23 protein-coding genes are annotated in these 24,668 nt (G+C 65.3%); 13 read left to right on the top strand and 10 right to left on the bottom strand.

All coding sequences use genetic code 11. From position 1 onward, the window contains the following. Window positions 1-1,094 (bottom strand): DNA-processing protein DprA (gene dprA / locus CVM73_RS14075; protein ID WP_100232584.1); only part of this gene is annotated, 1,094 nt, incomplete at its 3' end. 91 nt (window positions 1,095-1,185) lie between these two features. On the opposite strand from dprA, the gene CVM73_RS14080 reads away from it, so the two are divergent. After that, window positions 1,186-2,430, top strand: coding sequence for an amidase (locus CVM73_RS14080; protein WP_100232753.1), 1,245 nt, complete (start codon window positions 1,186-1,188; stop codon window positions 2,428-2,430). A gap of 229 nt (window positions 2,431-2,659) precedes the next feature. Here CVM73_RS14080 and CVM73_RS14085 read toward each other — a convergent pair whose 3' ends face one another. From CVM73_RS14085 to CVM73_RS14100, 4 genes are all read right to left on the bottom strand, one after another. Next, entirely contained in the window at window positions 2,660-3,847 is a 1,188-nt protein-coding gene (locus CVM73_RS14085) for a patatin-like phospholipase family protein (protein ID WP_100232585.1), read from the bottom strand. A 224-nt stretch (window positions 3,848-4,071) separates the two neighbouring features. Then, window positions 4,072-4,668, bottom strand: a complete 597-nt coding sequence (plsY, locus tag CVM73_RS14090; protein WP_100232586.1) for a glycerol-3-phosphate 1-O-acyltransferase PlsY — start codon at window positions 4,666-4,668, stop codon at window positions 4,072-4,074. A 62-nt stretch (window positions 4,669-4,730) separates the two neighbouring features. Beyond that, a complete protein-coding gene (locus tag CVM73_RS14095) occupies window positions 4,731-6,038 on the bottom strand; it encodes a dihydroorotase (protein ID WP_245452297.1) in 1,308 nt (435 codons plus the stop codon). Further along, a complete protein-coding gene (locus tag CVM73_RS14100; protein ID WP_008548449.1) occupies window positions 6,038-6,985 on the bottom strand; it encodes an aspartate carbamoyltransferase catalytic subunit in 948 nt (315 codons plus the stop codon). The genes CVM73_RS14095 and CVM73_RS14100 overlap by 1 nt, the downstream gene beginning before the upstream one ends. A 202-nt stretch (window positions 6,986-7,187) precedes the next feature. On the opposite strand from CVM73_RS14100, the gene CVM73_RS14105 reads away from it, so the two are divergent. The 3 genes from CVM73_RS14105 to CVM73_RS14115 all read left to right on the top strand — a co-directional run bounded on the left by CVM73_RS14105 (window position 7,188) and on the right by CVM73_RS14115 (window position 10,565). Next, on the top strand, window positions 7,188-7,946 hold the full coding sequence (locus CVM73_RS14105) for a M15 family metallopeptidase (protein ID WP_100232587.1): 759 nt from the start codon (window positions 7,188-7,190) through the stop codon (window positions 7,944-7,946). Window positions 7,947-8,127: 181 nt separating this feature from the next. Then, window positions 8,128-9,771 carry an acyl-CoA dehydrogenase family protein gene (locus CVM73_RS14110; RefSeq protein WP_100232588.1) on the top strand — a complete coding sequence of 548 codons (1,644 nt, stop codon included), beginning with the start codon at window positions 8,128-8,130 and terminating at the stop codon, window positions 9,769-9,771. Between the two features lie 23 nt (window positions 9,772-9,794). Beyond that, entirely contained in the window at window positions 9,795-10,565 is a 771-nt protein-coding gene (locus CVM73_RS14115) for a CPBP family intramembrane glutamic endopeptidase (protein ID WP_100232589.1), read from the top strand. On the opposite strand, the gene CVM73_RS14120 is transcribed toward CVM73_RS14115, so the two are convergent. The 3 genes from CVM73_RS14120 to ruvX are packed head-to-tail and all read right to left on the bottom strand — an operon-like array spanning window position 10,562 to window position 12,452. Beyond that, on the bottom strand, window positions 10,562-11,485 hold the full coding sequence (locus CVM73_RS14120) for an AEC family transporter (protein ID WP_100232590.1): 924 nt from the start codon (window positions 11,483-11,485) through the stop codon (window positions 10,562-10,564). The two genes, CVM73_RS14115 and CVM73_RS14120, sit on opposite strands and share 4 nt — an antisense overlap. Window positions 11,486-11,494: 9 nt before the next feature. Further along, window positions 11,495-12,034 carry a hypothetical protein gene (locus CVM73_RS14125; RefSeq protein WP_158237570.1) on the bottom strand — a complete coding sequence of 180 codons (540 nt, stop codon included), beginning with the start codon at window positions 12,032-12,034 and terminating at the stop codon, window positions 11,495-11,497. Beyond that, window positions 11,973-12,452, bottom strand: coding sequence for a Holliday junction resolvase RuvX (ruvX, locus tag CVM73_RS14130; RefSeq protein WP_167406828.1), 480 nt, complete (start codon window positions 12,450-12,452; stop codon window positions 11,973-11,975). Before ruvX ends, CVM73_RS14125 begins: the two co-directional genes overlap by 62 nt. A 46-nt stretch (window positions 12,453-12,498) precedes the next feature. On the opposite strand from ruvX, the gene CVM73_RS14135 reads away from it, so the two are divergent. Both CVM73_RS14135 and CVM73_RS14140 read left to right on the top strand, forming a co-directional pair. Beyond that, the gene (locus CVM73_RS14135; RefSeq protein WP_100232593.1) at window positions 12,499-12,726 is read left to right on the top strand and encodes a hypothetical protein; all 228 of its coding nucleotides are present in this window, start codon (window positions 12,499-12,501) and stop codon (window positions 12,724-12,726) included. A 272-nt stretch (window positions 12,727-12,998) separates the two neighbouring features. Continuing rightward, entirely contained in the window at window positions 12,999-15,212 is a 2,214-nt protein-coding gene (locus CVM73_RS14140) for a DNA/RNA non-specific endonuclease (protein ID WP_100232594.1), read from the top strand. 113 nt (window positions 15,213-15,325) lie between these two features. On the opposite strand, the gene CVM73_RS14145 is transcribed toward CVM73_RS14140, so the two are convergent. Beyond that, window positions 15,326-16,261 carry a cyclase family protein gene (locus tag CVM73_RS14145; RefSeq protein ID WP_100232595.1) on the bottom strand — a complete coding sequence of 312 codons (936 nt, stop codon included), beginning with the start codon at window positions 16,259-16,261 and terminating at the stop codon, window positions 15,326-15,328. 187 nt (window positions 16,262-16,448) lie between these two features. Next, a complete protein-coding gene (locus CVM73_RS14150) occupies window positions 16,449-17,336 on the bottom strand; it encodes a LysR family transcriptional regulator (protein ID WP_100232596.1) in 888 nt (295 codons plus the stop codon). A gap of 95 nt (window positions 17,337-17,431) precedes the next feature. Between CVM73_RS14150 and CVM73_RS14155 the strand changes: the two genes are divergently transcribed. From CVM73_RS14155 to gatB, 7 genes are all read left to right on the top strand, one after another. Next, window positions 17,432-18,406, top strand: a complete 975-nt coding sequence (locus tag CVM73_RS14155; protein ID WP_100232597.1) for an NAD(P)H-dependent flavin oxidoreductase — start codon at window positions 17,432-17,434, stop codon at window positions 18,404-18,406. A 189-nt stretch (window positions 18,407-18,595) separates the two neighbouring features. Continuing rightward, the gene (locus CVM73_RS14160) at window positions 18,596-19,672 is read left to right on the top strand and encodes an NAD(P)H-dependent flavin oxidoreductase (RefSeq protein WP_100232598.1); all 1,077 of its coding nucleotides are present in this window, start codon (window positions 18,596-18,598) and stop codon (window positions 19,670-19,672) included. Window positions 19,673-19,953: 281 nt separating this feature from the next. Continuing rightward, window positions 19,954-20,241, top strand: coding sequence for an Asp-tRNA(Asn)/Glu-tRNA(Gln) amidotransferase subunit GatC (gene gatC / locus CVM73_RS14165; protein WP_008548395.1), 288 nt, complete (start codon window positions 19,954-19,956; stop codon window positions 20,239-20,241). Window positions 20,242-20,255: 14 nt separating this feature from the next. After that, window positions 20,256-20,468, top strand: a complete 213-nt coding sequence (locus CVM73_RS14170; protein WP_027547180.1) for a hypothetical protein — start codon at window positions 20,256-20,258, stop codon at window positions 20,466-20,468. Then, window positions 20,465-21,940, top strand: a complete 1,476-nt coding sequence (gene gatA / locus CVM73_RS14175) for an Asp-tRNA(Asn)/Glu-tRNA(Gln) amidotransferase subunit GatA (protein WP_100232599.1) — start codon at window positions 20,465-20,467, stop codon at window positions 21,938-21,940. The genes CVM73_RS14170 and gatA overlap by 4 nt, the downstream gene beginning before the upstream one ends. Next, window positions 21,931-22,233, top strand: a complete 303-nt coding sequence (locus CVM73_RS14180) for a hypothetical protein (protein WP_100232600.1) — start codon at window positions 21,931-21,933, stop codon at window positions 22,231-22,233. Before gatA ends, CVM73_RS14180 begins: the two co-directional genes overlap by 10 nt. Further along, window positions 22,230-23,708, top strand: a complete 1,479-nt coding sequence (gene gatB / locus CVM73_RS14185; protein WP_100232601.1) for an Asp-tRNA(Asn)/Glu-tRNA(Gln) amidotransferase subunit GatB — start codon at window positions 22,230-22,232, stop codon at window positions 23,706-23,708. Before CVM73_RS14180 ends, gatB begins: the two co-directional genes overlap by 4 nt. The last annotated feature ends 960 nt before the right edge of the window (window positions 23,709-24,668 follow it).

Here is a 24,668-nt window from a genome sequence, read left to right on the forward strand (position 1 = left end):
AGCTCGAGCTCCAGCAGCACGGTGCGCACGATCGCGGGCGAGGCGCCGGACATCCGCACGAGATCGTCGATGGAGATGGGGGCGGGGCCGAGCAGGCCGGTGATCTGGTCGCGGTCGTGGCCTTGCGGATCGTTCTCGAACGGCTCGCTGTCGGGTTCGCCCACGGGGTGTATCAGCGGCCGCTCCATGATCGGCTGAACCGCATTGATGATGTCGGCAGCTTCCGTGACGAGCGTTGCGCCCTGCTTGATCAGATCGTTGGTGCCGGCGGCGCGCGGATCGAGCGGCGAGCCCGGCACCGCGAACACCTCGCGCCCCTGTTCGGCCGCCATGCGCGCCGTGATCAGCGAGCCCGAGCGGTGCGCCGCTTCCACCACGACGACGCCGAGCGATGCGCCCGAGATCAGCCGGTTACGGCGCGGAAAGTCGCGGGCGCGTGGCTCGTGGCCGAGCGGCATCTCGGAGATCGCAGCGCCATCGTGATCCAGGATCGATGTGAGGAGATCACCATGCTCGGGCGGATAGATGCAGTCATGCCCGCCGGCGAGCACGGCAATCGTGCCGCTCTCGACGCTCGCGCGATGCGCGGCCTGATCAACGCCGCGGGCGAGGCCGGAGATGACGACAAAGCCGGCTTCGCCGAGCTGGCGCGCGAGCTGGCCGGCGAACTTCAAGCCGGCGCCGGAGGCATTGCGCGAGCCGACGATCGCGATCATCGGCCGCATCAAGCTCTTGGTGTCGCCGCGTACGGCGAGCAGCGGTGGCGCGTCATCGATCATCGCCAGCCGCGCCGGATAGCCGTCCTCGCCGGGTGCGAGCCAGGCGATGCCGAACTTGCGGCTTGCGGCCAACTCGGCCTTCGCCTCGTCCGCGCTGCAGATGCGTCCTGATCGCTGCGCGCCGCCGCGGCGTGCCAGATCCGGCAGCCGCTCCAGCGCGGCGCGCGCGGTGCCGAAATGATCGACCAGCGAGCGAAAAGTGCGCGGCCCGACATTGTCGGAGCGGATCAGCCGCAAGCGGTCGATCCGCTCAGCCTCGGTCAGCTCCACGCTCGGATTGATGGCGTCCACGGTGTCTCCTTGCAGAGACAGCATGGAACAACCTGAGGGCGTTGCGCAACAGGGACGTGCGCTTGCGCGGCTTCGTCGCGATGCTAAAAGCGATGGCAATAAGAAGGATTTTGCCATGATCTCACTTGCCGACCTCCAGCGCCGCATCGAAGCGGGGGAGCTTTCGCCCGAGGCCGCCATCGCGCAATCGCATGCGGCAATCGAGGCCAAGGAGAAGGATGTCCGCGCCTTCGTCCGTCATGACAAATCGGCGAAGGTGCAAGCCTCCGGCCCGCTGCGCGGCATCGCGGTCGGCATCAAGGACATCATCGACACCGCCAATCTGCCGACCGAGATGGGCTCGGAGATCTATCGCGGCTGGCAGCCGCGCTCGGATGCGCCGGTCGTGATGATGCTGAAGCGGGCAGGGGCCACCGTCATCGGCAAGACCACCACGACCGCGTTCGCCTCGCGCGATCCGACGCCGACGCGCAATCCCCACAATATAGGTCATTCGCCCGGCGGCTCGTCCTCGGGCTCGGCGGCGGCCGTCGGCGCCGGCATGATCCCGCTGGCGCTGGGCACCCAGACCGGCGGCTCAGTGATCCGGCCCGCCGCCTATTGCGGGACGGCCGCGATCAAGCCGTCGTTCCGGATGCTGCCGACGGTCGGCGTGAAGTGCTATTCGTGGGCGCTCGACACGGTCGGCCTGTTCGGCGCGCGCGCGGAGGATCTCGCTTGCGGGCTATTGGCGATGACCGGCCGCAGCGAATTCTCGGGCATCGTCGCGGCGAAATCGCCGCGGATCGGCGTGGTCAGACAGGAGTTCGCGGGCGCCGTGGAGCCGGCGGCCGAAGAGGGGCTGCAAGCCGCGATCAAGGCGGCGGAGCGCGCCGGTGCCAGCGTGCAGACCATCGATCTGCCCGAGGCGGTGCAGGAGGCCTGGCGCATCCACCCAATCATCCAGGATTTTGAGGCGCATCGCGCGCTCGCCTGGGAGTTTTCCGAGCGTCACGACGAGATCGCGCCGATGCTGCGTGCCAGTCTCGATGCGACGGTTGGGCTGACGCCCAGGGAATATGACGAGGCGCGCCGCATCAGCCGTCGCGGCCGCCGCGAGCTCGGTGAAGTCTTCGAAGGCGTCGACGTGCTCTTGACCTATTCGGCGCCGGGCACGGCGCCGGCCAAGGAGCTCGCGACCACCGGCGATCCCCGCTACAACCGGCTCTGGACGCTGATGGGCAATCCTTGCGTCAACGTGCCGGTGCTGAAGGTCAATGGCCTGCCGATCGGCGTGCAGGTGATCGCGCGCTTTGGCAACGATCCGCTCGCACTTGCGGCTGCGTGGTTCCTGGAGGAGGCGCTGGCGAAATCAGGCTAGCGCGGGATGAGTCGCGGTTGGATCGATGCGCGTCCGTGGGCGGGGACACCTCTCCCGTAGGGAGAGGTCGGATCGCATCAAAGATGCGATCCGGGTGAGGGGTTATGGTCTCACTGAATGCTGCGGCCCCTCACCCGGATTGCACTGGACGATGCTTCGCATCGCCAGACGCAATCCGACCTCTCCCCGTCGGGGAGAGGTGAACCACCGGCAGCCTCACTTCGACGCCCTAAGCCAGCGCGGGTTCAGCTGGAGCGATGCGCTGATCGGATGCAGGCGGGGCTGCACTGACAGCAGTACCTTGCCGAAGCCAGCGCTCGGCCGCCTCGCGACCGCTCCGGTGCAGCGCGCGAATGAAGCCGCGGCCGAGATCGGTGGACGAGCGCTGCGCCAGCCCGTCGACGGAGTCTTCTGCCGCAATCCTGGAGAGCCGCAGCGACGGCGCTGCATGGGCCTGCGCCCATTCGATCGCCGCGATCTCGGCGTTGAGGGCGGCGTTGGCTGCGATCTGGTCGAGACGGCGATCGATCGCGGCGAGCGTGATCGGCACGTAGCTGTCGCGCGTCGGCGTGACCTGGACGAGCAGGACATCGGAGGTCGTCGTTTCCTGCGCCAGCCGCAACAGCGGCGGATTGCCGCCAAAGCCGCCGTCCCAATAGGCTTCGCCGTCGATCTCGACGGCGCAGTGAACCAGGGGCGGGCAGGTCGAGGCCAGCGCAACGTCGGCGGTAATGACGTCGTTGCGGAAGACCTGCTGCTGCCCGTCGCGAATCCGCGTCGCGGCGATCAGCAGCTTTGGGCACCTTGGGTCGCGCAGGGCGGCAAAATCGATGTCGCGCGACAGCGCCTGCCGCAACGGGTCGAGATCGAACGGATCGAACTGGCCGGAGCGCAGCGTCGGGCCGAACGCGACCGAGCTTCCCGCCGGCGAAAAGCCGCCGATCAGCATCAGCGAGCGGAACGAGGCCTCGTGCATCAGCCGGACCCAGAACCGGTTCAGCCGGGAGCGCGCGCCTTCGCGGCCGCCTTCGGCCAGGCCGCAAGCGAGCAGCAGCGCATTGATGGCGCCGGCGCTGGCGCCGCTGACGGTGTCGATCGCGATATCAGGCTCTTCCAGCAGCCGCTCCAGCACGCCCCAGGTGAAGGCGGCAAAGGTGCCGCCGCCCTGCAGCGCCAGCGAAAGTCTTCGCGGCGGCCATTGGTCGGAACGCGCCTGCGCGGGCGCGACCGGTGCAGCCTTGGTGACCACGATATCGAGCCGAGCGGCGGCTTGCGCGACGGGCTCAGGCTGCGGCGCTGGCCCTGAAACAGGGGCAGGCGCTGGCGCATCAGACCAGATGTTGGTCGCCGAGAGCAGCCGGCTTGCCGCGGTGCCGGAAGCACCTAGCGAACCATCTCCGTCATGCGCGCCGATCATCTCTCGCTCATTCTGAGCAACCGCGTAACGCCGTTTCCTGTGTCAGGATGACAGGCTCGGAACCCATTCGCTACAGCCTGCCGTGACTCGCAGCGAAGTTGCGAACAGGATTTGGCATATAATGCGGAAAGGGTGCGGCGGTATCTGTACTTTTTTCCGGCCTCAGATTCTTGTTTGACGCGTTTTCTTGACGCGAACCGGCATCCACTTCGCTCGAAAACGCTCTAGGCCTTCTCGCCGATCCGGCTTTCCTTGCCGGCTTGCAGGCGCTTGATGTTCTCGCGATGCGCGTAGAACAGGAGCAGCGTCAGCACTGCTGCCAGTGCGGACAATGCGAGGTGACCGAACCACCACAGGAACATCGGCGTGATGAATGCCGCCACCAGCGCCGAGAGCGAGGAATAGCGGGTGGTGAAGGCGGTGGCCAGCCAAAGCAGGCAGAACACGACCGCGCCCGGCCAGAACAGCCCGAGCAGGATGCCGATATAGACCGCCACGCCCTTGCCGCCTTTGAATTTCAGCCAGACCGGGAAGAGATGGCCGAGAAAAGCGCCGAGCCCGGCCACCATGGCGGCATTGGGGCCTGCGATGTAGCCGGCGATCACGACGGCCACGGTGCCCTTGAGGGCGTCGAACAGCAGGGTGCCCGCGGCAAGGCTCTTGCGTCCGGTCCGCAGCACATTGGTGGCGCCGATGCTGCCGGAGCCGATCGAGCGGATATCCTGCGTGCCCGCGAGCCTGGTCAGGATCAGCCCGAACGGGATCGAGCCGAGGAGGTAGCCGATGACGAAGGCCACCGGCAGGAACGCTTCAAGCCCCATGGCCGAACCTCCAATGGCGGCATCGCCATGTCGAACCGAGACGCCACGCATGATCCCGCACTCTAGACATGCTCGTAGACCGTCCGTCCGCCGACAATGGTGCGCACCACGCGGCCTGTAAAGCGGGCCTCGTCGAACGGGGTGTTCTTGCAGGGCGATTTGAGGTCGGCGGGATCGACCACCCAGGGCGTATCGGGATCGATCACGATGACATCCGCGGGCGCACCGCTGCGCAGGGTTCCGCCCGGCAGCCCAAGCAGCTCGGCCGGGCGGGTCGACATCGCGCGGATCAGCGTCTTCAGTTCCATCTCGCCATTATGCACCAGCCGCAGGCCCGCCGGCAGCATGGTCTCGAGCCCGACGGCGCCGGGTGCGGCTTCCGCGAACGGCAGGCGCTTGACCTCGACGTCCTGCGGATTGTGATCGGACATGATGACGTCGAGCAGGCCGGAGGCGAGCGCCGCCACCACCGCGCGGCGGTCGTCCTCGGTGCGTAGCGGCGGAGACAGCTTCAGGAAGGAACGGTAGGGGCCGATGTCGTTCTCGTTCAGCGCCAGATGGTTGATCGAGACCGAGGCGCTGACGGCGAGCCCGGCGTCGCGGGCCCGCTTGAGGATGTCGAGGGAGTCGATGCAGGTCAGCGAAGCCGCGTGATAGCGGCCGCCGGTGAGCGCAACGAGGCGCAGATCGCGCTCCAGCATCACGGCTTCGGCGGCGTTCGGGATTCCCATCAGGCCGAGCCGGGTCGCGAACTCGCCTTCGTTCATCACGCCTTCGCCGACCAGGTTGGGGTCCTCGGTGTGATGCACGATCAGCGCATCGAAGTCGCGGGCGTAGGTGAGTGCGCGGCGCATCACCAGGGCGTTGGTCACGCTCTTGTCGCCGTCGCTGAAGGCGACCGCGCCGGCCGCCTTCAAGAGGCCGAACTCGGTCATCTCCTCGCCATGCATGCCCTTGGTCAGCGCCGCCATCGGCTGGATGTTGACGATCGCGGTGTCGCGGGCGCGGCGCATCACGAAATCGACCGTCGCCGAGTTATCGATCACCGGAGAAGTATCGGGCTGGCAGATGATGGTGGTGATGCCGCCGGTCGCGGCGGCCTGGCTCGCCGAGGCAAAGGTCTCGCGATGGCTGAGGCCGGGCTCGCCGACGAAGGCGCGCATGTCGATCAGGCCCGGCGCCACGATCTTGCCGGAGCAGTTGACGATGTCGGTGCCCTCGGGGACGCCGGCCGCGCCGATGCCGCGGCGGGTCTCGCGGATGGTGCCGTCGGCGATCAGGACGTCGCCGATGCCGTCGAAATCCCTGCCGGGATCGACGACGCGGGCGTTGGCGAGCAGGATGGGGCGGCGGTCGATCAACATCGGCATCACGCGTTCGGCAGGTTGCGGGCGAGCGCTTCCAGCACGGCCATGCGCACGGCGACGCCCATCTCGACCTGTTCACGGATCAGGGACTGGGCGCCGTCGGCCACGATCGAGTCGATCTCCACGCCGCGGTTCATGGGGCCGGGATGCATCACGAGGGCATCCGGCTTGGCGTAGGCGAGCTTCTTCTGGTCGAGCCCGAAATAGTGGAAGTATTCCGATGACGAGGGCACGAACGAGCCGTTCATGCGCTCGCGCTGCAGCCGCAGCATCATGACGATGTCGGCGCCTTCGAGACCCTCGCGCATGTCGCGTGCGACCTCGACGCCCATCCGCTCGATGCCCGGTGGCAGCAGCGTGGAGGGGCCGACGACGCGGACGCGGGCGCCCATGGTATTGAGCAGGATGATGTTGGAGCGGGCGACGCGCGAATGCAGCACGTCGCCGCAGATCGCGACCACGAGGCCCTCGATCCGCCCCTTGTTGCGGCGGATGGTGAGCGCATCCAGCAGCGCTTGCGTCGGGTGCTCATGCGCGCCGTCGCCGGCATTGATCACGGAACCGTCAACCTTGCGCGCCAGAAGTTCCACCGCGCCGGAGGCGTGATGGCGCACCACCAGGATATCAGGGTGCATCGCATTCAGCGTCACGGCGGTGTCGATCAGCGTCTCGCCCTTGCGGATCGAGGACGAGGAGACCGACATGTTCATGACGTCGGCGCCGAGCCGCTTTCCCGCGAGCTCGAACGAGGACTGGGTCCGGGTGGAGGCCTCGAAGAAGAGGTTCACCTGCGTCCGTCCCCGCAGGACGGTGCGCTTCTTGTCAACCTGGCGGTTGAGCTCGACATATTCTTCGGACAGGTCGAGGAGGCCGCTGATGTCGGCCGCGGAAAGGCCCTCGATGCCCAGCAAATGCCGGTGGCCGAGGACGAAGGTCGATTTCGATGTCATTAAAAGCAGAGCTATAGGGGGGGATGGCGGGGGGAGCAAGGGGCAAACCGCGGGAGGCGAGTTATCCCCTGATCTGTCGCCCACCCGGTCATTCCGGGATGGCGCGCAAGCGCCAGACCCGGAATCTCGAGATTCTCAGGTGCGCAAGGGCGCACCGGGGTGCGGCTCTTCGAGCCGCCCCGGAATGACAAGGGGGAAATGAATGCGCTTCGCTAGACCAGTTTTGATTTCATTTCTCGCAATCGGCTCAATCTCACCAGCCCACGCCCAATCGCTCCCCGGCGGCTTCGTCTATCTGCGCGACATCGACCCCGGCATCATCCAGGACATCCGCTACGCCACATCGAACAATTTCGTCGGCCGTCCGCTCGCCGGCTACGGCGCCGGCGAATGCGTGGTCAAGCGCGAGGTGGGGCTGCGGCTGAAGGCGGTTCAGCAGGAGCTCGCCGCACAGAACCTGTCGCTGAAAATGTTCGACTGCTACCGGCCGGCGCGGGCCTCGCTCGATATGGTGAGGTGGTCGCAGAACGGCCACGAGACGGCCGCCGAGCGGCGCTACAACCCGAAGATCCCGAAGACCGAGCTGTTCCGCCTCGGGTATATTGCGAGCCGCTCGCAGCATTCAACGGGTGCAGCGCTCGATCTCACCCTGGTCGATCTCAAAGTCGACAATTCCGCCAAATATGATCCGTCGAAGAGCTATGCCGATTGCACGGCGCCGGTCGAGGCGCGGGCGCCGGAGGGCAGCGTCGACATGGGCACCAGCTACGACTGTACCGACGCGAAGGGGCATACCGCTGCACCCTCGATCAATCCGGAGCAGCGCGCCCGGCGCAAGCGGCTGGTGGCTGCGATGGCCAGGCAAGGCTTTGTGAACTATTCGAAGGAGTGGTGGCATTTTTCCCTGCCGGGGGCGGGCGGGGCGGCCTATGATTTCCCGATCCAGCCGCGAACGAGGTAGAGTTCGATTGAAGCAGATGCAGCCGCGAGCAGGGGCCCAAGGGGAGAGGTCGGCGCGAAGCGCCCGGTGAGGGGGTCAGGTCCCTCGATAGAGCGTAACCCCTCACCCGCGCCTTCGGCGCGACCTCTCCCGTCGGGAGAGGTGGCACTGCCCGCGCCGAGATAAATTCGATGGAAGCACCATGACCCAGCCGAGCTTTGCGACCCACGAGGTCTTCAACCAGTCGCCGCCGTTCGAGGACGTCGACCTGTTTGCCGTGGATCGGCCGCTGGTCGAGGCGGTCAAGGCCAATGGCGGCGTGGCGGCGGAACGCGAGCTGTCAGCGTTTGGCAAGCACTGGGGCTCGGCGGCGATGGCCGAACGCGGGCGCGTGGCGAACGAGAACACGCCGAAGCTGCGCACCTTCGATGCCAAAGGTAACCGGCGCGACCAGGTCGAGTTTCATCCTGCCTATCACGAGCTGATGGCGCATAGTGCGCATGCGGGCGTGCACAATTCGACGTGGACGGCGGATGGAAAACCTGCCGGCGGTGCCGCCGAAGTCATTCGTGCCGCGAAATTCTATATCGCCTCGCAAGTCGAGACCGGCCACCTCTGCCCCATCACGATGACGCGCGCCTCCGTTGGTGCGCTGGCGATGCAGCCCGACTTGCTCGCGCGCGTGATGCCGGTGCTGTCGACCAGGAGCTACGATCCCAGCTTTGCGCCGTGGTGGCAGAAGCGCGGCATGACGCTCGGCATGGGCATGACCGAGAAGCAGGGCGGCACCGACGTGCGCGCCAACATGACGCGCGCGGTGCGCGAGCGAGACGGCTATCGCATCACCGGCCATAAGTGGTTCATGTCGGCGCCGATGTGCGATGCGTTCCTGGTGCTGGCGCAGGCGGATGGCGGGCTGACCTGTTTCTTCATGCCGCGCTTCGCGCCGGATGGATCGGTCAACGCGATCCAGTTCCAGCGGCTGAAGGACAAGCTCGGCAACCGCTCCAATGCCTCGTCCGAGGTCGAGTTCGTCGGCGCCTACGCCGAAAGGGTCGGGGAGGAGGGTAAGGGCATCCGTACCATCATCCAGATGGTGCAGCTGACGCGGCAGGATTGCGCGATCGCGTCCGTCGGCCTGATGCGCTCGGGCCTCGCCCATGCGCTGCATCACGCCCGTCACCGCAGCGTGTTCCAGAAGCATCTTGCCGATCAGCCGCTGATGCAGGCCGTGCTGTCGGACATGGCGCTGCATGTGGAGGCGAGCACGGCGCTGGTGATGCGGCTCTGCCGCGCCTTCGACCGAACGCCCCACGATGCGGCGGAGGCCGCCTATATGCGGCTGCTGACGCCCGCGATCAAATACTGGACCTGCAAGAGTGCGCCGCCGTTCCTCTACGAGGCGATGGAGTGCCTCGGCGGCAACGGCTATGTCGAGGACGGCATTTTGGCGCGCCACTATCGCGAGTCGCCGGTCAATGCGATCTGGGAAGGTTCGGGCAACGTGATGTGCCTCGACGTGCTCCGCGCGCTCTCGCGCGAGCCGGAGCCGGCGATGGCGGTGCTGCAATCGCTTGCGGCCGACACGACGGGCCTGCCGGGGGCTGGTGAGGCGGTCGCGTTCATCGGCAAGACCTTCCGCCGCGCCGACGGCGAGCGCGTCGCGCGGCTTGCGGTCGAGAAGCTGGCGCTGCTTGCCGCGGCTGCGGCGCTGAACGGCGTATCACCGCACAGTGCCGAACTGTTCGCCGCGACGCGCCTCGCGACCAACCATGCCAGCATGTATGGCGCGGTCGAGCTAGACAGCGGCGACGTGCGCGCGCTGCTGGAGCGGGCGCTGCCGTAACTCTCCCCAACGAAAGCCTCCTGATGGACTCCCTCAATCCCGATCATCCGCCTCTCGTCATGACGCCAGCGGAGCACGTGCCGCGTGTCTGGAAGTTCTGGGGCACGGCGCTGTGGGGCCTCTTCATCTTCGTCGCGATGTTCGTCGGGCAGATCGGCGCCGTCGTTCTGCTGGCAGCGCAGCGTGGCCTTCCCATGGACCTCGCCTCGCTTCAGCTCATCGGCCATGAGCCGCAGACGCTCGCGCTCTCGGTCATCATGGGCCTGCCGGCGACGCTGGCCGCGGTCTGGCTCGCCATTCGCATCAAGAAGGCCTCCTTTGTCGACTATCTGGCGCTGCATTGGCCGTCCTGGAAGCAGCTGCTGTTCGGCGCCGTCGGCCTCATCCTGATCGTGCTGGTCTGGGAGACGATGTCGCGCGCGCTCGGCCGCGAGGCGACGCCGGGCTTCATGACCGATCTGTTGAAATCGGGACGCGACAAGGGCGCCGCGCTGTCGCTTCTGTTTGCCTTCAGCGTGGCCGCGCCGATGTCGGAGGAGATTCTGGCGCGGGGCTTCCTCTATCGCGGCTGGTCGGCGAGCTTCCTGCGGGTACCAGGCGCGATCCTGCTGTCGTCGCTGATCTGGACGGTCGTGCACCTGCAATACGACATCTACTTCCTCGCCGAGGTCTTCACCATCGGCCTGTGGTTCGGCTACATGCGCTATCGCTCCGGCTCACTGTGGCTCACCATCGTGCTGCACGCGCTGAATAATCTGACCGCGGTGGTGCTGACGATGTGGCTGGGGAGCTAAGCCGCCAGCGCGATCGCCGTCGGCATCGTGATCGCCGCAAAGATCGTCTGCAGCGTGATGATCTGCGCCAGCAGCGGCGCGTCGCCGCCCATCTGGCGGGCGAGGACATAGGCGCTCGACGAGGTCGGCACCGCCGAGCAGATCGCAACGATCGCCAGGCTCTCGCCCGACAGGCCGAACCAGACGGCAAGCGCGAGGGCGAGTGCAGGCATCAGCACCAGCTTGAAAGCGACGCCGATCGCAGCGGCGGCGCTCGGACGCAGCAGGCCTTCCAGATGCAGCCCCGCGCCGGTGACGAGCAGGCCGATGGCGAGCGAGGAACGGCTGAGCGCGTCGGCAACCTCATGCCAGAGCTTCGGCAGCGGCAGGTGGGTGACATTGATGAAGAGGCCGATCGCGCAGGCCCAGATCAGGGGATTGCGCACCAAGGTCATGACGATGGCGCGGCCGGATTGCTTTTCGGGCGCGGCATAATGCGCGAGCACGGCGACGCTGAACACGTTGACCAGGGGGATGATCGCGACCATCGCCACGGAGGCCAGTGCCAGCCCGACGTCGCCGAACATGTTGGCGGCCACCGACAGTCCGACGAAGGTCTGCCAGCGCGTCGCGCCCTGGAAGATCGAGGTGAAGGCAGGGCCGTCGATACCGAGCCGCGAAAGGGCCGGGCGCAGCGCGAGGCACAGCAGCGACATCGCCAGCGCCGACAGCAGCAGCGCGCCGCCGACGCCGGCGACCGGCACCTTGGAGAAGTCCGCCTTCACCAGCGTCTGGATCAGCAGCATCGGGAACAGCACGAAATAGGTCAGCCGCTCCAGCCCGTGCCATTGGGTGTCGAGCCGCATCAGGCTGCGCTTCAGCACGACGCCCAGCACGATGAGGATGAAGACCGGCAGCAGCGCCGCGATCACGACGACCATGGCAGGCGCCTATTCCTTTTTCATGATGAAGTCAGCCCCGCGCGTCCCAAAGCGGGGGCCCTTCGACGTGATGGTGTGTTTTGGGTCCATCCAGTCGCCGGCGATCTCGTTGGTCGCCTTGAAACGCGCGACGTAAAGTCCATTGAGGATGGCGTTGTCGCCTTTGAGGTATTCGGTCTCGGTCCACTTGATCAGCGGGCCGTCGATCATTCCCCTTACCCTGGTCCGGGTGTTGTCGAAGGTCGGCCAGTCCATGGTGCCCGTGAATTCGTCGCCGGAGATCGCCTCGATCGTTAGCTTGACCGCGAAACTGCCGTTGATGCCGTGCGAGTATTGATTGAACGTTCCGGACCAGGCGCCCTTGAGCTCCGCGCCGGCACGATCGTCGGCGGCCGTTGCGGAGGGCGTCGCAAGGATGACGAGAAGGGCACTGACGGCCGCGACGTTCGAAATTCTTGCTCTCGCCGGCGAGGCCATGTCGCTGCTGTCAGCCTTGTCGAAGATTGGCGAGCCGGTCGAGCGCGCCTTGCAGGATGAAGATGGCGGCATGCTCGTCGATCACCTCGGCGCGCTTGGCGCGGCTGACGTCCATGCCGATCAGCTCGCGCTCGACCGCCGCGGTCGACAGACGCTCGTCCCAGAGGCCGATGGGGAGCGCGGTCAGGCCGGCAAGGTTGCGCGCGAAGGCGCGAGTGGACTGCGCGCGCGGGCCCTCGCTGCCGTCCATGTTGATGGGCAGGCCCAGCACGAAGCCGACCGCCTTGCGCTCGGCCGCGATCGCGAGCAGGCGGGCGGCGTCCTGCTTGAACGCCTTGCGGGAGATGGTCTCGACGCCGGTCGCAAGCCGACGATCGGGGTCGGACACGGCAACGCCGATGGTCTTGGTGCCGAGATCGAGCCCGACCAGCGCGCCGCGCGCGGGCCAGTGGGTTGCAGCATCGACGAGAGGCAGGATAAGAGCCGGCATGGCGTTAGCGCATATCACGCGTCACGCTGCGGAGTGAACCCGGAACATGGATGCGCTGACATTATTCGGGCTGTTCGCCGTCACGGCGATGCTGGTCACTTACGCCCTGGAGGATCGCAGCCGCTGGTTCGTGCTGCTGTTCGCCGCATCCTGCGCGCTCGGCTCGGTCTACGGTTTCCTTCAGGGCGCCTGGCCATTCGGCCTGGTCGAGGCGATCTGGTCCGTCGTGGCGCTGCGCCGGTGGCACCTGAAGGCGATGGGAAGAAGCGCGTGAGAATGGTGGCGCACAAATGCAACGATCATTTGTGGCAAATCTCACACGGGTGACGTCGCAGACCATGGCATGATGTCGCGTCCTCGGTAGCGCACGTCGATTGACGCTCTGGTTGCGAAGCGATAAATATATAGGTCTAAAGTAGTGCGGGCGAGTGTGCCCCGATTTTTCAGAACGATCGGCAGCGACCGGCAGCCCGGCCGCGCTGCAACCTTGGCGCAGATTTTCAGGCGCCGACCATATCCAGTATTCGCCAGATATTTTGAGAGGTCATGATGCTCATCAAGCCAAGCCTGATCGCGGGCTCAGAAAGGCGATTCAAGCAGGCCGAGTTCTCACCCGATGCCCTGAACCGGAAATTGGGTGACGGCCCGATCGAGCTGACCGCTGAAAAGATACGCCAGCGCCAGCGCCAGCTCCTGGCCGAGACGCAGGACGTGCAAGCGGCCGAGATCGGCCTGGAGCGGATCCTCCAGGGCAATGATCTCGACAGCATCAACTATCTCGCCAAGGGGACGGCCGCCTCGCGCTCGGTCTGCCGCATTCAGCTCAGGGATCTCAAGTCGAATCTGCTCGGCTATGGCTCGGGCTTTCTGATCGGTCCCGGCCTGCTGCTGACGAACCATCATGTCTTCGGCAAGCCGGCCGACGCAGCCAATTCGATTGCCGATTTCAATTACGAATTGGACGTTTCGGGACAGGAGCGTGTGCCGGTGCGGTTCGGATTCGAGCCGGGCAAATTCTTCTACACCAATGACAGGCTGGATTTCTCGGTCGTTGCCGTGGCGCCAACCTCGCTGTCAGGCCACGAGGAGCTCGAGGATTGGGGATGGCTGCCACTGAGCGGCGCGCCCGGCAAGGCAGACCCCGGCGAGTACCTCACCATCATCCAGCATCCCAGCGGGCAGATGAAGCAGGTCTGCGTCCGCGAGAACAAGCTGCTCAAATATGTCGGCGACTTCCTCTGGTACAACACCGATACGACGGCCGGATCGTCAGGATCGCCGGCGTTCAACCGCTTCTGGCAAGTGGTCGCGCTGCACCACAGTGGCGTTCCCCGGAAGGATCCGCAGGGCCGCACCCTGACGAAGGACGGCAGGGTGTGGAAGCCGTCGATGGACGAATCCCAGATCGATTGGATCGCCAACGAAGGCATCCGGATCAGCGCGATCATCGCCGATCTCAAGGTTGCCGTTGGTTCTCATCCCCTAATCAGGCCGGTGCTCGACGAGGAGGAACCGCCGATCCGGGACGAGGTCGCGAAAGTCCGGCCGTCGGCCGCCGCGCCGCCTGCTTTCGGAGCCAATGCCTGGGTCGAGCAATCCCTTGACGGGACCTCGCTCGTGGTTCCGGTCCGCGTGCCATTGCCGATGTTCAGGAAGGAGATTCCGATGGCTCCGCTCGCGCCCGTGCCGGGCCCGGCAGAGAGCAACGGAAAGGCGCCGAACGGCGGCAAGCCGTTGATCACTCCACCGGCCGGCCTCTTGCCTCACATCAGTGCGAAGAACGGCCTGCCCATGGAGGCCGTGCATATCGATCAGAGCACGTTGAAAGCGCGTCCCGGGTACAAGGCAAATTTTCTGGGCACCGGCAAGTTCTCGGTCCCGTTGCCGAAGATTCCGGCCGGCCTCAAGTCCCGGATCGCGATGCTCAAGGGAAGCTCCAAGCAGTCCGAGCTGAAATATTTCAACTACAGCGTCGTCATGAACAAGGAGCGCAGGCTCGCCTTCTTCAGTTGTGTCAATATCGACGGCGGTAAGCAGCAGGACGTCGGCAAGCGTGAAGGTGATTCCTGGCTGCGCGATCCGCGTATCGACGACGATGCCCAGACCGGCGATGAGTTCTACCGCAAGCAGGCCACTTTCGAGGCGGACCGCAGCAAGAATCCGTTCGACCGCGGTCATCTCGTGCGCCGCCTGGATGCAACCTGGGGCGACACCGTCGCCGCGGCCAAGCAGCATGGCGACGATTCCTTCCATTTCACCAACTGCTCGCCGCAGTTCTTTTCGTTCAACCAAGGCAAGCAGCTCTGGGCGGGATTGGAAGATTATACGCGCGATGTCCTGCTCGAAGGCGAGGAGAAGGGCATCGTCATGAATGGCCCGGTGTTCGACGGACCGGATGCCGACGGATCGGATCTGCCCAATCCGGCCGGCCGGCCGCACAAGGATCCGAGCTTCGGCGGCGTTCAAATCCCGAAATATTTCTGGAAGATCCTGATCCGGCGCAACGAGGATGACGACGCGCTCAAGGCGGCGGCATTCCTGATGAGCCAGCGAAAGCAGGTCATGGAGATCGACCGCATCCAGGAGGCGGATCTGCTTGAGCGGATGTCCGAGGAGGACGTCAGCGTGTTCCAGGTCTCGATCGCGGACCTCGCGAAATTGACCAAGCTCGACTTCGGCAATCTCGCTGACGCGGACTCGCACGAGGCGACCTCGGTCGGCCCGCGGCGGATCGAATCCTATGAGGACATTCGAATCTAGGCCTAGGTTCTTCGAGTGGCAGGACCCGCGTGGCATTCGGGTGAGGGGAGCGGTGTACTCAAGACACTGCAAGATCCTCACCCGGGCTGTTGCGACGGATCCCGTGTGGGATGTCAGCGGATCGCGATCGGGTTGATCATCGCCTGCACGCCGCCGGTCCAGCGCGGCTGTCCCAGCACGAACAGGAATTCGTAGCCCTTGTCTCTGGCGAGCGCGGCAGTGTCCATGTTCTCGAGGATGTAGGTCCCGTTCATCGCGAGCAGGATCTGGTGCACCTCGAACACGTTCTTGGATTCGAACGGCAGCACTTCGAGTCCCCAGGTGTCGGCACCAACGGTGACGACGCCCTTGCCGGTCAAATACTTCGCGCCTTCGACACCGAGCCCGGGCTCGGCGGCCGAATAGCGCTTGTCGTCCTTGCCGATCAGGCTGAGCCAGCCGGTGTGGAAGATGACGACGTCGCCCTGGCGGATCTCAACGTTCTGCTGCTTGGCGGCTTCCTCGATCTCCTTGACGTTGAAGGCGGTGCCTTCCTTCACCACGTCGGTTTTGAAATAGGCGGCCATGTCGAGCAGGATGCCGCGGGTGACCATCGGCGGTACCTTCTCGATGCCGAGCTTCTTCAGTCCGTTGGGATCGGCAAAATCGGCGAGCTTGTTGCCGTTGTAATAGACGTGCTCGACGCCGAGATGGCCGAGCCCGTCGAGCTGGCTGCCGATTCCGACCCAGGTGTCGAGGATATCGTCGTTATAGGTCGCCTTGTTGGGACCGAGACCGGAACTGCCGGCCTGTCCGGGCTGCACGATGGTCAGCTTGAACGCGCGCGGCGGATACGCCGGCGTCTGTGGCGTAACGGGAATGCCCAGCGCATAGGTCTTGCCGGTCTTCACCAGCGATGCTGCCTTCACCACGAGCTCGGGCGTCATGTAATTGGCGGCACCGATCTCGTCGTTCGGCCCCCATTTCGATTTGGTCCAGTCCTGTGCGCTTGCAGTTCCTGATATCGCCGACAACGCGGCGACACAGCACAACACGAGCGTATTGCGCATCGATAGTCCTCCCGATGTTTTGGCTTCGTTATGGTTTCGCGCTGGCCAGTCGCTCATCCTAACGTGGAATGATCGCGCGCTTCAAAGCTTTTCGAAGTGCTGCGCTGCGATGGCAGAACGCGGCGCGGATTGATTCAAACGCGATAGATTTGTGACGAATTTCGTGACGTGGAACGTTCGCGTCGCGTCAAGCCGCAATCACGTCCTCGTCCTTCTTCAAGCACGCGACAAAACCTTGAAGCGCGCTGTATTGATGTCCGGCACTGCGCTGGATGAAAAGCGTCTCCGCGCGTGCATGCGAAGAACTCAGCGTGTGAATCGACACGCTGCCGTGCATCGCGCTGCGCTCGACGATCGCGCGCGGCAGCAGCGTCACGCCCATGTCGGCGGCGACGCAGCCGATCATGCCGTCGAGCGTGCCGAGCTCGAAGCGTGCGGCCGACGGCCAGCCGAACTCGACGAACACCTGCTCCAGCCGCTGACGGTAGGTGCAGCCGGTGCGGAAAACCAGCGCGGTCGGGCCTGACTCCGGCGTGCCGGCGCGCAGCTCGGCCAGCGAAGCCCAGCGTCGTGCGCTGACCAGCACCAGCTCCTCGCGGAAGGCGCTCGTCGCGGTGAGATCGGCATGTGCGATAGGGCCTGCGACGAAGGCGCCGTCGAGCGTGCCTTCGAGCACGCCGGCGACGAGGTCGGCCGTGGTGGCGGTGCGCAGGGAGAGGCGCACGGCCGGGAAGCGGCGGTGGAAATCTGCCAGCAGCGGCGGCAATCGCACGGCTGCCGTTGTCTCCATCGAGCCGATCGCGAGCGGTCCTTTCGGTTCGCCATCGTCGCGCGCGGCGAGCAAGGCTTCGCGTGACAGCGCCGCCATCTTTTGCGCGTAGGGGAGGAGGCGCTTGCCGGCGCCGGTCAGCGTCATGCCGCGGCTGTGGCGCTCGAACAGCGGCGTGCCGATCTCGGCTTCCAGTGCCTTCACGCGTTGGGTGACGTTCGATTGCACCGTGTTGAGCTCTTCGGCGGCGCGGGTGCCGCCGGTGCGGGCGACGGCGGCGAAGGTTTGGAGATCGCTGAGTTCCATGGCCCGTTTCTCTTTTGAGATGGTAGCGTTCACAAGAATTCAATTTTGGAGAATGCTATTCGCGCCTAATCTGCCTGTCCAGAGTGGGAGGACCCATGCCGATCACCACACCGCTGACGGAGCTCCTCGGGATCAGGCATCCGATCCTGTCGGCTCCCATGGACACGATCGCTGGCGGCCGGCTAACCCGCGCTGTCAGCGAGGCCGGCGGATTCGGCATCCTCGGCGGCGGATACGGCGACCGGGCCCGACTTCAGACAGAGGCCGCAGAGCTGAAGGGTTTTGCGCCGTTCGGTATCGGCTTCATCACCTGGAGCCTTTCGAAACAGCCTGAGTTGCTGGACATCGCGCTCGACGCTCGCCCGCAGGCCATCATGCTGTCCTTCGGCGATCCCGCGCCGTTCGCGTCGCGCATCAAGGCGGGCGACGCACGATTGATCTGCCAGGTGCAGAGCGAGGACATGGCCAAGCAGGCGCTCGATGCCGGCGCGGAGATCCTGATCGCGCAGGGCACCGAAGCCGGCGGCCATGGCGCATCGCGCACCACGCTCGACATCGTCCCGGCGATCGTCGATCTCGCGGCTGGGCGCGTGCCGGTCGTCGCGGCCGGTGGCATCGCCGATGGCCGGGGTCTCGCCGCCATGATGATGCTCGGGGCATCCGGCGTGCTGATCGGCACGCGCTTCTATGCGAGCGTGGAGGCCAACGGTGCCGACGAAGCGAAGCGGCGCATTCGCAATGCCGGAAGCAACGACACGGTGCGTGGCGTCATCTTCGACTGGTCGCGCAGCCTGTTCTGGCCGGCACCGTTCACGGCACGCTCGCTGGTCAACGACCATATCCGGAACTGGACCGGCCGCGAGATCGAGCTCATGCAGCGCGCAAGCGAGGTTGCCAAGGACTATGCTGCGGCGAAGGCCGCTGGCAATTTCGAGGTCGCCGCGGTCTTTGCCGGCGAGGCGGTCGGGCTGATCCATGATATTCCGCCCGCCGCCGAGATCGTCGAGCGGATTGTGGTGGAGGCGGAGCAGCTGCTTGCTGGGCGGCGGAATTCGGTGACCGCGGCGTAAACTTTTTACCCTCCCCTGGAGGGGGAGGGTCGCTACGCATGTAGCGAAGCGAAATGCGAAGCGGGGTGGGGTGATCTCTCCACGGGGACAGTTTCTCCTTGGAGAGACTGTCACCCCACCCCGCTCGCGCTTCGCGCGATCGACCCTCCCCCTCCAGGGGAGGGTAAGAAAGAACGAGAGAGACATACCATGTGGCCTGACCGTCGACTGATCGACCTCTTCAAGACCGAATTCCCGATCGTGCTGGCGCCGATGGCCGGCGTGATGGATGCGGAGCTGGTGATTGCGGCCGCGCAAGGCGGGGCGCTGGGGTCGCTGCCGTGTGCGATGATCTCGGCGGAGAAGGCGCGCGAGCAGGTCGGCCTCATCCGCCAGCGGGTGAAGGCGCCGGTCAACATGAACTTCTTCTGCCACACGCCGGTCGAGCTCACGACCGAGGCCGAGGCGCGCTGGAAGCAGCGGCTGACGGGCTATTACACCGAGCACGGTCTCGATTCCTCAGCGCCGATTGCCGCGGCGAACCGCGCGCCGTTCGATGCGGCGTTCTGCGAGGTGGTCGAGGAGCTGAAGCCGGAGGTCGTCAGCTTCCATTTCGGCCTGCCGGAGCAAGCGCTGCTGAGGCGCGTCAAGGCGGCGGGCTGCCTCGTCATCTCGTCCGCCACGACGGTGAAGGAGGCGGTCTGGCTGGAAGAACGCGGCGTCGATGCCGTGATCGCACAAGGTGCCGAGGCGGGCGGCCATCGCGGCATGTTCCTGACCGACAAGATCGCCGAGCAACCCGGCACCTTCGCGCTGGTGCCGCAGGTCGTCGATGCCGTGAAGGTGCCGGTGATCGCGGCGGGCGGCATCGCCGATGGGCGCGGCATTGCCGCGGCCTTTGCGCTCGGTGCATCCGGCGTGCAGATCGGCAGCGCTTATTTGCGCTGTCCGGAATCCAAGGTCAGCGCAGGCGGCCGCAAGGCGCTCGCTGAAGCGCGGGACGATTCCACCGTCATCACCAATGTCATGACCGGCCGGCCGGCGCGCGGTGTGCAGAACCGCCTGATGCGCGAGGCCGGCCCGATCTCGCCGGATGCGCCTCCTTTTCCCCACGCCGCGACCGCACTGGGGCCGCTGAAGGCCGCTGCCGAAAAGCACGGCAGGGTGGATTTCACCAATCTGTGGGCGGGACAGGCGATTGCCCTCGGTCGCGAGGTCCCGGCCGCTGAATTGACCCGGGATCTGGCCAAATCGGCCTTGGCCCGCCTGAAGGCCCTAGCCGGCTAGAGCGGGCATGAAATCAGGGCGGCCGGCTAGCCGTGGTTCACCTCTCCCCAACGGTCGGATTGCGCAGCAATCCGGGTGAGGGGCCGCGGCGCTCAGTGAGACCTAAACCCCTCACCCGGCTCGCATCTTCGATGCGATCGGACCTCTCCCTACGGGAGAGGTGAGTCGAGTTCTGGGCGTGCACCGATTCAAGCAAAGCCCATCCCTGCCTTCGCCGGTTGCGGCGCAAAACCGGCCTCTGCTATACGGCACGTAGGTTTTGCCGTGAGAGGCCCTATATAATGTCCGTCGATGCCGCTACCGTCCGCCGCATTGCGCATCTGGCGCGCATTGCGGTTTCCGAGGACGAGGTTCCGCACCTGCAGGGCGAGCTCAACGCCATGCTCGCCTTTGTCGAGCAGCTCTCGGAGGTCAATGTCGAGGGCGTGGAGCCGATGACCTCGGTGACCCCGATGCAGATGAAGAAGCGGCAGGACGTGGTCAATGACGGCGAGATCGCCGACGATATCGTTGCCAACGCGCCGGCGACCGAAGGTCACTTCTTCCTGGTGCCGAAGGTCGTTGAATAAACAGGTTAGGTCCGATGTGCCTGCTTTGCGACGATGAGAAGGCCTACCAGGCCTACATGAATTACCTCGACAAGATGGAGCGGCAGGGCAAGGCTGCCGATCCCAATGTCGCCGTCAATGCCGTGCTCGACGAGATCGAGGCTGCCGCGAAAGCCGCCGCCAAAAAAGACGACCCGGCCAACGACAAGACCCTGTCTCCGTTCTTCTGCAGCCCGATCAATAAATGACCGATTTGACATCGCTGACGCTCGCCGAGGCCCGCAAGGGTCTCGCAGCAAAAACTTTCACGTCGCTCGAGCTGACCGACGCGCATCTTTCCGCGATCGAGGCCGCGCGCGTGCTCAATGCCTTCGTGATGGAGACGCCCGACCAGGCGCGCGCGATGGCGCGCGAGGCCGACGCCAGGATCGCGAAGGGCGATGCCGGCCCGCTCGCCGGCATCCCGCTCGGCATCAAGGACCTATTCGCGACCAAGGGCGTCCGCACCACGGCGTGCTCAAAAATCCTCGGCAATTTCGTGCCGACTTATGAGTCCACCGTCACTTCGCAGCTCTGGCGCGACGGCGCGGTGATGCTCGGCAAGCTCAACAATGACGAGTTCGCGATGGGCTCGTCGAACGAGACCTCCTGCTTCGGGCCCGTCGGCAATCCCTGGCGGCGCGACGGCAGCAACACCACGCTGGTGCCGGGCGGCTCCTCCGGCGGCTCGGCCTCGGCCGTGGCGGCGCTGCTGTGCATGGGCGCCACCGCAACCGATACCGGCGGCTCAATCCGCCAGCCGGCGGCGTTCACCGCGACCGTCGGCATCAAGCCGACCTATGGCCGCTGCTCGCGCTGGGGCGTCGTCGCCTTTGCCTCCTCGCTCGACCAGGCAGGTCCGATCGCGCGCAGCGTGCGCGATGCCGCGATGCTGCTGCGCTCAATGGCGGGCCATGACCCGAAGGACACGACGTCGGTCGACATCCCCGTGCCGGATTACGAGGCGGCGATCGGCAAGTCGGTGAAGGGTATGAAGATCGGTATTCCCCGGGAGTACCGCCTCGACGGCATGCCGGCGGAGATCGAGAAGCTTTGGCAATCGGGCGCGGACTGGCTCAGGAGCGCCGGCGCCGAGCTCGTCGAGGTGTCGCTGCCGCACACGAAATACGCGCTGCCGGCCTATTACATCGTGGCGCCGGCGGAGGCCTCCTCCAACCTCGCGCGCTATGACGGCGTCCGCTACGGCCTGCGCGAGCAGGGCAAAAGCATCAACGAGCTCTACGAGAACACCCGCGCCGAAGGCTTTGGCGCAGAGGTGCGCCGCCGCGTCATGATCGGCACCTATGTGCTTTCGGCCGGCTATTACGACGCCTATTACCTGCGCGCCCAGAAGGTGCGCACGCTGATCAAGAAGGATTTCGAGGATTGCTTCGCCAAAGGCGTCGACGCGATCCTGACGCCGGCGACGCCCTCGGCGGCCTTCGGTATCGGCGAGAAGGGCGGCGCCGATCCGGTCGAGATGTATCTCAACGACATCTTCACGGTGACCGTGAACATGGCGGGCCTGCCGGGCATTGCCGTGCCCGCCGGCAAGGACGCGCAGGGCCTACCGCTCGGCCTGCAACTGATCGGCCGGCCGTTCGACGAGGAGACGCTGTTCTCGCTCGGCGAGGTGATCGAGCAGGCCGCCGGCCGCTTCACGCCCGCGAGGTGGTGGTGAATGTCGCTGATTTCATCGCGAGCCTCGACGGCGCGGCGCCCGCGCCGGAGTTGAACGCGCCGCTCGCCGGCCTCTGGTGGGCGGCGAAGGGCGACTGGGACCGCGCGCACAAGATCGTTCAGGACGATAGCGGCCGCGATGCCGCCTGGGTGCACGCCTATCTGCACCGCGTCGAAGGCGATCTCGGCAATGCCGGCTATTGGTATCGCCAGGCCGGCCAGGTCGCTGCAAAGGATTCATTGGAAGCGGAGTGGGAGCGGATCGCTGCCACGCTGCTCGGGAGCAAGACATGAGCACGGCCACGCACAAGCTTCTCAAGGGCTCAACCGGCGATTGGGAGATGGTCATCGGCATGGAGATCCATGCCCAGGTGACCTCGAACGCAAAGCTGTTCTCTGGCGCGTCCACCGCATTCGGCGGCGAGCCGAACAGCCACGTCTCGCTGGTCGATGCCGCGATGCCGGGCATGCTGCCCGTCATCAACGAGGAATGTGTCAGACAGGCTGTCCGGACCGGGCTTGGCCTTAATGCGAAGATCAATTTGCGTTCGGTGTTCGACCGCAAGAACTATTTCTATCCGGACCTGCCGCAGGGCTACCAGATCAGCCAGTACAAGTCGCCTGTCGTCGGCGAGGGCGAGGTGATCATCGAGCTCGAGGGCGGCAGGACAGCCACTGTCGGCATCGAGCGGCTGCATCTGGAGCAGGACGCCGGCAAGTTGCTGCACGATCGGTCGCCGACCATGTCCAATGTCGATCTCAACCGCTCCGGCGTGGCGCTGATGGAGATCGTCTCCAAGCCGGATATCCGCGATGCCGAGCAGGCCAAGGCCTATGTGACCAAGCTGCGCTCGATCCTGCGCTATCTCGGCACCTGCGACGGCGACATGGAGAAGGGATCTCTGCGCGCCGACGTCAACGTCTCGGTGCGCAAGCCCGGCGGGCCGCTCGGCACCCGCTGCGAGATCAAGAACATGAACTCGATCAACTTCATCGGCCAGGCGATCGAGTACGAGGCGCGGCGCCAGATCGAGATCCTCGAGGACGGCGGCCAGATCGACCAGGAGACCCGGCTCTACGATCCCAACAAGGGCGAGACGCGCTCGATGCGGTCGAAGGAAGAGGCGCATGACTATCGCTACTTCCCCGATCCCGACCTGCTGCCGCTGGAGTTCAGCCAGGAATTCGTCGACGAGCTGAAGGCGAAGCTCCCCGAACTGCCGGACCAGAAGAAGACGCGCTTCGTCGCCGATTTCGGCCTGTCGGCCTATGACGCGAGCGTGCTGGTTGCCGAGCGCGAGAGCGCGGTGTTCTACGAGACGGTGCTCGACAAGCTCGCCAACCGCGCGCGCGACGGCAAGGTGGCGGCGAACTGGGTGATCAACGAGCTGTTCGGCCGTCTCAACAAGGAAGGCCGGGATATTACGGCCTCGCCCGTCAACGCCGAGCAGCTGGCTGCGATCGTCGACCTGATCGGCGAGGGCACGATCTCCGGCAAGATCGCCAAGGACCTGTTCGAGATCGTCTGGCAGGAGGGCGGCGATCCCCGCGCGCTGGTGGAAAGCCGCGGCATGAAGCAGGTTACCGACCTCTCGGCGATCGAGAAGGTGGTCGACGACATCATCGCGGCCAATCCCGACAAGGCGGCGCAGGTCAAGGACAAGCCGCAGTCGCTCGGCTGGTTCGTCGGCCAGGTGATGAAGGCGTCCGGCGGTAAGGCCAACCCGCAAAGCGTCAACGACCTGCTCAAGTCCAAGCTCGGCGTCTAGCTTCACGCGTTCGAACGAGGTGACGGACACGTTTCGTCACCTCGCTTTCGGCTCTCGGTGCGACGCTCGCGCGCATCCTCGAACGGCAAACTTCATCCCGATCGACAGCGATGCGGCGCCCGAATCGCCGCCACGCGATTCGTCCAAAACGGCGCCTTGCGCTCGCTCCGACGAGCGCTCGCGCCGTTAAGCATGAAAATATTTTCGTTGCCAAAAGTCGCGACTCAGAGTCCGCGAAACGCTTTCGCGAGGCGATCGCGCGATTGTCGATGCGCATCGTCGCATTGATCGCACGCGATGCGCGCGCGCGAAAACATACTTGCTGCATAGTGTTTTTGTGCAATCGCGTCGTTCGCGAACATCGGCGATGCGATCACTCTGCGTGATCGCAAGTGCACGTCGTGCGAAGCGCCTGCGTCGCGTTCGCCAAGCGCACGCGCCTTGCTGCGTCAACACTTCTTTAAGCGAGAAGCTGTTTTTTTCTTCGTGTTGGTGTATTCGGGATGAAGTGCATTCGATCCCCGAGTGCACGCAGCGATTAAAGCCATCTCACACATCGGAGGGCAACATGGCCAAGAAAGCGAAGAAGGCGAAGAAGGCGAAGAGCGCAGTGAAGAAGACTGCGAAGAAGACCCGCAAGGTCGCGAAGAAGAAGAAGTAACTTCGCTTCTGAAGTTGCCGGCTCCAGATAGCCGGCACGTCATCAGCGCCTCCTAGAGGTTCTGGTCGACGATAGAGGGTGTCGGCGAGACATCAGGTCAACGGTCGGACCGTTCTCTTTCGCGGTCCGGCAGAAGAAACGAGTTTTCTTCGTTCGGTGCGGTTCTCCTCAAGGGGCTCCGCAATTTCACGAGAGGCCTTCGGGCCAATGTGAAATCTGGTCCTGACGTGTTCGCCGACGCCCTCGTTCTCTTGAAGCCGGGGCATTGCCGGCATTCCTTCTCCCCCCACATTGCTGAT

It is taken from the genome of Bradyrhizobium forestalis, from assembly GCF_002795245.1.
GTDB classification, from domain to species: domain Bacteria; phylum Pseudomonadota; class Alphaproteobacteria; order Rhizobiales; family Xanthobacteraceae; genus Bradyrhizobium; species Bradyrhizobium forestalis.